Source organism: Flavobacterium sp. UBA6135 (genome assembly GCF_002428305.1).
In the GTDB taxonomy this organism is placed as follows: Bacteria; Bacteroidota; Bacteroidia; order Flavobacteriales; family Flavobacteriaceae; genus Flavobacterium.
Genome location: NZ_DIVJ01000030.1, coordinates 1 through 7,436, shown reverse-complemented (window position 1 = coordinate 7,436; position 7,436 = coordinate 1). Strand labels below are relative to the sequence as shown.

General features: G+C 32.2%; 9 protein-coding genes and 1 tRNA gene. 6 read left to right on the top strand and 4 right to left on the bottom strand.

The features are described 5' to 3' along the window. Positions 1-66 precede the first annotated feature (66 nt). Positions 67-148: transfer RNA gene (locus B3L86_RS08155), tRNA-Leu, on the top strand. Between the two features lie 67 nt (positions 149-215). Here the strand turns inward: B3L86_RS08155 and B3L86_RS08150 are convergent. Together B3L86_RS08150 and B3L86_RS08145 are read right to left on the bottom strand one after the other, a co-directional pair. Next, positions 216-902 carry a tetratricopeptide repeat protein gene (locus tag B3L86_RS08150; protein ID WP_291117478.1) on the bottom strand — a complete coding sequence of 229 codons (687 nt, stop codon included), beginning with the start codon at positions 900-902 and terminating at the stop codon, positions 216-218. Further along, on the bottom strand, positions 899-1,234 hold the full coding sequence (locus tag B3L86_RS08145; RefSeq protein WP_291117475.1) for a tetratricopeptide repeat protein: 336 nt from the start codon (positions 1,232-1,234) through the stop codon (positions 899-901). The genes B3L86_RS08150 and B3L86_RS08145 overlap by 4 nt, the downstream gene beginning before the upstream one ends. A gap of 198 nt (positions 1,235-1,432) precedes the next feature. On the opposite strand from B3L86_RS08145, the gene B3L86_RS08140 reads away from it, so the two are divergent. From B3L86_RS08140 to B3L86_RS08120, 5 genes are read left to right on the top strand one after another with little or no spacing between them, the layout of a single operon-like run. Next, complete coding sequence (locus B3L86_RS08140; protein ID WP_291117472.1) at positions 1,433-2,329, top strand: MerR family transcriptional regulator; 897 nt, start codon at positions 1,433-1,435, stop codon at positions 2,327-2,329. 57 nt (positions 2,330-2,386) lie between these two features. Continuing rightward, positions 2,387-3,847: a phytoene desaturase family protein gene (locus B3L86_RS08135; RefSeq protein WP_291117469.1), complete on the top strand. Its 1,461-nt coding sequence runs from the start codon at positions 2,387-2,389 to the stop codon at positions 3,845-3,847. 28 nt (positions 3,848-3,875) lie between these two features. Next, positions 3,876-4,715, top strand: coding sequence for a phytoene/squalene synthase family protein (locus tag B3L86_RS08130; RefSeq protein WP_291117466.1), 840 nt, complete (start codon positions 3,876-3,878; stop codon positions 4,713-4,715). An 18-nt stretch (positions 4,716-4,733) separates the two neighbouring features. Next, complete coding sequence (locus B3L86_RS08125; RefSeq protein WP_291117463.1) at positions 4,734-5,174, top strand: sterol desaturase family protein; 441 nt, start codon at positions 4,734-4,736, stop codon at positions 5,172-5,174. A 7-nt stretch (positions 5,175-5,181) separates the two neighbouring features. After that, positions 5,182-5,568 (top strand): hypothetical protein, encoded by a 387-nt coding sequence (locus B3L86_RS08120; RefSeq protein WP_291117461.1) that lies wholly within the window; start codon positions 5,182-5,184, stop codon positions 5,566-5,568. 33 nt (positions 5,569-5,601) lie between these two features. Here B3L86_RS08120 and B3L86_RS08115 read toward each other — a convergent pair whose 3' ends face one another. Further along, a complete protein-coding gene (locus B3L86_RS08115; RefSeq protein ID WP_291117458.1) occupies positions 5,602-6,477 on the bottom strand; it encodes a DUF5777 family beta-barrel protein in 876 nt (291 codons plus the stop codon). 79 nt (positions 6,478-6,556) lie between these two features. Continuing rightward, the gene (locus tag B3L86_RS08110; RefSeq protein ID WP_291117455.1) at positions 6,557-7,252 is read right to left on the bottom strand and encodes a T9SS type A sorting domain-containing protein; all 696 of its coding nucleotides are present in this window, start codon (positions 7,250-7,252) and stop codon (positions 6,557-6,559) included. Between the last annotated feature and the right edge of the window lie 184 nt (positions 7,253-7,436).

The window sequence follows — 7,436 nt, the reverse complement described above, 5'->3', positions numbered from 1 at the left end:
CGAGCCCCAGTCGGGTCACAAAAAACGAAGACGTTGCATGCAACGTCTTTACTTTTTTTTAGCAACGGCCACGTGGAGAAATTGGTAGACTCGCCATCTTGAGGGGGTGGTGCTGCAAGGCGTGTGGGTTCGAATCCCATCGTGGTCACGAATGAATACTTTAAACTAAAAACACCAAGTTTACTTGTGTGTGTTTTTTTTGTCTGCTTTTCAACTTATCTGCAATATTTTTTTAATGCTTCAGCGGCACTATCGTGCTGTAGTTCCAAAGATTTTTTAAAATCAGTACATGCATTCTCTTTTTGATTGAGCAGTAATTTTGACAATCCTCTGTTGTAATAGGCTTCACTATTAGCACCACTAATTGCTATAGCATAAGTATAATCCATAATCGCTCCTTCAAAATCATCTAATCGATGTTTTGAAATTCCTCTTCCCACGTAACCATCAACATCTTCCGGGAAAACTTTTACAATTTCATTGTAATCATCAATCGCTCCATTATTATCTCCAATTAAAGATTTCACAACCGCTCGATTATAATACGCTTCAATATATTTAGTGTTTAATTCGATTGCTAAATTATAATCAACTAAAGCAGCTTTATACTCTTCTTTACTAAATCTTGCATTCCCACGGTTGTAATATAGCTTTGCGTTTTTGGAATCAAATTCAATTGCTTTTGTAAAATCAACGATTGCCTTTGAATAATTCCCCATTTCAAAATAAGCATCACCCCTGTTACTTATTGCTTTCACATAGTTAGGGTTTAACTCTAAAACTTTTGTGTAGTCTGCAATAGCATCAGTAAATTTATCTTGTTTCATTCTTAAATTACCTCTATTAAAATAGACTTCCTGAAAATTATTTTTCAAAACCAATGCAGCATTATAATCCGTCAATGCTTCATTATATTTTTTAAGCCAAAATAAGCCAAACCTCTATTACCAAAAGCTTCGGTATAATTTGGATTTAGTTTTAAAGTTTGTGTAAAATCTTGAATGGCAAGGTCGAAACTTTCAATTGCCAAGTAAGCAATTCCTCTATTATAATAAACTTCATAGGATTCCTTATTTATGGAAATGGCATTAGAATACTCTATAATTGCCTCTTTGAACTCATTCTTATCAAGTTTAAAATTCCCGCTTCGAAAGTAACTTTCATAACTTGTTTGGGCATTTCCACTAAAAAAAAAGAGTATTATTATTAGGCTAAAATTAAAAGCTATTTTCATTTCTGTTTTTTTTTGGAAAAATAGTCAATTCTTCTTAACCATAAAAAAAACTAAGGTTTCTAAGTTGGTTTGAATCATCAACAGATTTGTTTTTTCTTACAAAAGCGAGTACAATCATAACTTTTACGAAAAAAAATCAAGTAAGTTGATTATAAACTAAAAGTTTTAGTACTTTTGTTTAACTTATTTAAGTAAAAAATGAACAACGTTAAGAATATCTTCAGTATTAAAGATCTTGAAAACCTATCAGGCATAAAAGCTCATACCATAAGAATTTGGGAGAAAAGATACAATGTATTGGAACCAATGCGAACAGACACAAACATAAGATATTATGATTTGGCTAGTTTACAAAAACTTTTAAATATTACACTGCTTCATAATCATGGCTATAAAATATCCAAAATCTCTAAACTATCGGAAGATAGAATACCTGCGATGGTCAGAGAAATCATATCTGATAAAAGTGTAAAGAATCATGCAATAAATGCTTTTAAGATGGCTATGATTAATTTTGATCACACGCTATTTTTCAACACATACAATAATTTACTTGCCGAAAAATCATTTAGAGAAGTTTTTTATGAAGTTTTCATCCCGTTGATGAATGAAATTGGACTGCTATGGCAAACCGATACCATTTCACCAGCTCACGAACATTTTATTAGTTACCTAATCAAACAAAAACTTTTAGTCAATACCGAAAAAATTCAAGTTCTTGAACCAACCAAATCGGATAAAGTTTTTATACTTTATTTACCCTCCAATGAAATCCATGAACTAGGACTAATGTACCTCAATTATGAAATAATCTTGAGTGGCTACAAATCAGTTTATTTAGGCGAAAGTGTGCCAATTGACAGTTTGAAAGACATAAAACGTTATTTCAATAACGTAGTTTATATATCCTACATGACTGTAGAACCTGATAAAGATAAAGTAAATGATTATCTAAAGGAATTTTATGAAGAAATCATAGACAATGAGACAGATGAATTATGGACAATTGGCAGAATTACAGAACATATAAATCAAAACCAATTCCCTAAAGTAAGAATATTTAGTTCCATAAAAGATTTAACATATATGCTCTAAAAATAATGCTGCTATTATTTTAATTTGTTTAGCTTTTTGTTTACTTTTGTTAAACAAATGAAGAAAAAAATAAACATCATCGGCTCAGGATTCTCGGCTCTTGCCGCTTCCTGTTATTTAGCTCAAAAAGGACATCAAGTGACTGTCTTTGAAAAAAACCCTACAATTGGCGGAAGAGCACGCCAACTTATTAAAGACAATTTCACTTTTGACATTGGACCAACATGGTATTGGATGCCGGATGTTTTTGAGCGTTTTTTTGAAGATTTCGACAAAAAACCATCCGACTATTACGAGTTAATTAAACTTTCACCAGCGTATAAGGTTTATTTTGGTGTCAATAGTTTTGTTACAATTGCTGATAATCTTCCTGAAATTATAGCAACTTTTGAAACTGTTGAAAAAGGTAGCGGTGCTGTTCTTGAAAAATTTATGGCTGAAGCACAAAGCAATTATGATATTGCCATAAAAGATTTAGTGTATCGCCCTGGAGTCTCTCCATTAGAATTAATCACACCTGAAACAGCATTAAAAGTTGGACAGTTTTTTTCAACTATCAGCAAAGAAGTTCGTAAACGCTTTACAAATGATAAATTAATTCAAATATTAGAATTTCCGGTATTATTTCTTGGAGCAAAACCTTCAGATACGCCTGCATTTTATAGTTTTATGAATTTTGCTGATTTTGGAATGGGAACATGGCATCCCAAAAACGGCATGTATAGTGTTATTTTGGCAATTGAAAGTTTAGCTCGTGAATTAGGCGTTACTTTTAAAACGAATGCTTCTGTTGACAAAATTATTGTTGAAAACAAAAAAGCAATAGGCATTAGTTTTAATGATGAAATAGACTATTGCGATTTAGTTTTGAGTGGTGCCGATTACCATCATACAGAAACTCTACTTGAGCCAATTGACCGAGCTTATTCAGAAAAATATTGGGAAAAGAAAACTTTTGCTCCTTCCTCCCTATTATTTTATGTTGGCTTTGATAAAAAAATTGAAAATGTTGAACACCATACTTTATTTTTTGACGTTTCATTTAAAGACCATGCTAAAGCCATTTATGACAAACCGAGTTGGCCAAAAGAACCTTTGTTTTATGCAAGTTTCCCTTCAAAGACAGATGATTCGGCGGCACCTATAGGCAATGAAGCAGGCATCTTTTTAATTCCACTAGCACCGGGAATTGAAGACACACCAGAAATCAGAGAAACCTATTTTAACATCATAATGACACGGTTTGAAACAATTACTGAGCAAAAAGTAAAAAATAATATTATCTTTAAAGAATCTTTTTGTGTTAATGACTTTATAAAAGACTATAATTCATACAAAGGGAATGCTTATGGAATGGCAAATACGCTTTTACAAACTGCTTTTTTAAGACCAAAATTAAAAAGCAAAAAAGTTAAAAGTTTATTTTTTACAGGTCAATTAACGGTTCCGGGGCCAGGAGTTCCACCGTCATTAATTTCAGGAAAGTTAGTTGCTGAGTTGATAGAAAAACAAGATTAAAACATTAAAAAACCATTTTAAATAAGCTATGAAATCTATTTTTGACAAAGTCTCCTTTGATTGCAGCCGCAACGTCACTAGGTCATACAGCACTTCATTTTCATCAGCTGTAAAAATGTTGGCTCCTTCCATCAGACAAGATATTTATAACATCTACGGCTTTGTTCGTTTTGCAGATGAAATTGTTGATACCTTTCATGATTACAACAAAGACGAATTATTTGAGCTTTTTGAGAATGATTTGGATTTGGCATTAAAAAACCGAATTAGTTTGAACCCAATTCTAAATTCATTTCAACATACTGTTCATGCATTTAAAATTCCATCTGATTTAATAGATGCCTTCATGTCAAGTATGAAAATGGATTTAACAAAAACAGAATATAAAACTCACGAAGAATATCAGGAATACATTTATGGTTCTGCTGATGTTGTTGGATTAATGTGTTTAAAAGTTTTTGTGAATGGAAATATTGAACAATATGAAGAACTAAAACACAGTGCAATGCGACTGGGTTCTGCTTTTCAGAAAGTAAATTTTTTACGTGATTTAAAAGCCGATCATGATGATTTAAACCGAACGTATTTTCCCAATACCGATTTAAATGAATTGGATGAAGCATCCAAAAAAGTGATTATTGAAGAAATTGAAGCCGACTTTGCTGCAGGTTTTGAAGGAATTCAAAGATTACCTTTGGAAGCAAAATTTGGCGTTTATACTGCTTATGTATATTATAAAAAACTGCTTTCAAAATTAAAAAAGACACCGTCAATGGCAATAAAAACAACTCGGATTCGTGTTCCGGATTACCAAAAAGTTGGATTATTGGCCAAGTGTTATGTAAATTATCGACTTAATATTATTTAGATTTTAAATTTTCAGATTATGTGGATTCACATTTTAGTTTTCTTTTTGACTTTTTTTATGATGGAATTTATGGCGTGGTTTACGCATAAATATGTGATGCATGGTTTTCTTTGGAATTTACATGAAGACCATCACAAAAAAGACCATGATTCATGGTTTGAACGAAATGATACCTTCTTTATTTTTTATGCCGTTGTTAGCATATCTTTCTTTTTGCTTTGGCAAAATAACATTTTGGAACTGGGGTTGGCAATTGGTTTGGGGATTTTTGCCTACGGGTTGACCTACTTTTTAGTTCACGATATCTTTATTCACCAACGTTTTAAATTGTTTAGAAATGCAAATAATCGTTATGCCAAAGCGGTCAGACGGGCACACAAAATGCATCACAAACATACTGGTAAAGAAAAAGGAGAGTGTTTTGGCATGTTAATTGTACCTTTTAAGTACTTTAAATAAAAGCAGTATGAAAAAATTTATTCCAATTATTACAGGCATTATAAGTGTTTTAGCTCTCACAAGTTGTTCGCATAGATTAGCAGATACATGGCGGGTTACACACTATGAAATTCAAAATTCTAATTTTCAAACCGCAAGAGTAACCAATATCGGAACCATGTCTTTTGACAACAACAATCGCGGTAATAAAAATTTGGAATTTAATTTTTTCAACACACAAATAAGAGATGTGAGTCCATTCAGTTGGGATGATTCTAAAAATTTTATAGTGATAAAAAGTGATAATTCAGATTTATCACGAACATGGAAAAAAGTTCAAAATAAATCTAAAGTTCAAAAATGGGTCAGTGAAGACAATCCCGATGAAAAAAGAATTTTAGTTTTAAGAAGATAATTCTAAGGGTGTCGTAATTGGCACCTTTTTTATTTAAAACACACGCACTAAATTAAACCCAAAAGCAATTTCTCCTTTTGTCCAATCACCACTGGTTTGACCTAAATATCCGGATTCATGCATGGCTCTTGAATTTGTAAAATGCATTTGAAATACGTGACCTCCCGTTTCTAAATCAACTCCAATAGATAATGGATTTTTATAAATTGATTTATCCGTCCTATTCAAATGAGCTGCATAATCAACATTTACAGACCATCTACTGGTGAGTTTGTACCTTCCTCCTGCTCCAATTGCAAATTGACTGTTATCTTGTGGATTAGGCAAAATAGCTTGATTGTTTTCATCTAAAATATCCTGCAACGTATTTTCATGAAAATAGGAAGGAGCCAATTGTAAGGTTAACTTTTCAGAAAATTTTCTGGAGATCAAAAGCTGTGTCACATAACTTAACCGATTGTCAAATGACAATTTTGGATAATCCTTTTTCTTCAATTCTGTATTAATCGCGATACTATTAAAACCAACAATTGTTACCGGAAAACCTGATTGCATTTGAGATTTTATCAAATACTTGGCTGCCAAATCATACGTTTCCTGAAAACCACTTCTTGCTACGTGAACCGTTAACCAATCTGTAGCTCCGTATAAAAATTTTAGTTGCGTATTGGCATTATCTAATCCGAAAAAATCATCAAAACCATTTTTAAAATAATCAAATCGGTGGGCTACAATAAAGTAAAAGTCTCCTTTTGAAGCTAATTTTGTAGATTCAAGATTTATAATTTTTAAAGATTTAAAAGCAGAAGTTACTCTTTGATTGGTTTCTGTACTATCTAAACTACTTAACAAATCGTCTTGAGCAAAACCAAAAAAAGGCAATAAAAGAAATAAAAGTAATTTTTTCATAAACAGAGATTAAAAAAGATTAAAACTTATTTCATCTACGTAAAACAAATGAAACAAGTTTTAATCTTTTACTAAAAATTTAATTTACGATAATCTTTTTCCAAGATTTATCGCTTGAATTTTGAAGTTCTAGCAAATAAACCCCCGTAGCCAAACCGTTCACATTCACTTCTGTTTCTTCTTGATGTCCTACTTCTATTGTTTTGACTAAAGCACCCGTCTGGGTATAAATCGTAATCCTGTCTAAACCAGTTCTTGTCTTTACTCTGAAATCTCCATTGGAAGGATTTGGGTATATCTGGGTTGCGTTTAATGAGAAATCTTCAACACCAAGAGTCGTTAAAGTAGTGTTATGGTTTGCGTTTCTAAATTGCCCATGTGCGTTAGTACTATTCATAGTATAATTTGCATTTTGACCATGAGCTAAAGCAATATCAATAGTATCATTGTCATAATTGAAGTCATAATCTGTTGGATCTGGAGAATTCAGTGCTCTAGTTGCTGTTATTGTTCTTGTTCCTCCAGAAAGTGTATTTCCCGTAACTGTCCAATTTTGAGAAGTATCAGTCGCAAGGCCACTAAATCCTCCTTCAGTTCCATCAATTAATGTTGTTCCATTATAATATACACCGTCAACCCCTGCATCCATTGGATGTGTAAAATCCCCAAACTTAAAAGCAAACCATCTATCATTTGGTCCTGATAAAACTAAAGTTGCTGTAGAGGTACCATTGTCTAAAGTAAGATTGACAGTTACACCTGCAATAAGGGTCATATCGCCAGTCGACTTTTGCTGAGAAAAACTCAAGAAGCCAGATAATATTAATAATAAAAAAGTAATTTTCTTCATAAGTTATTTATTTAAGTAAGTTAATAATTTCATCATTTCCTGAAAAAACAGCAAATTCAAAAGCAGTTTTTCCGTTTTTTATCTTGTAATCGGGTCAGACAGGGGAATT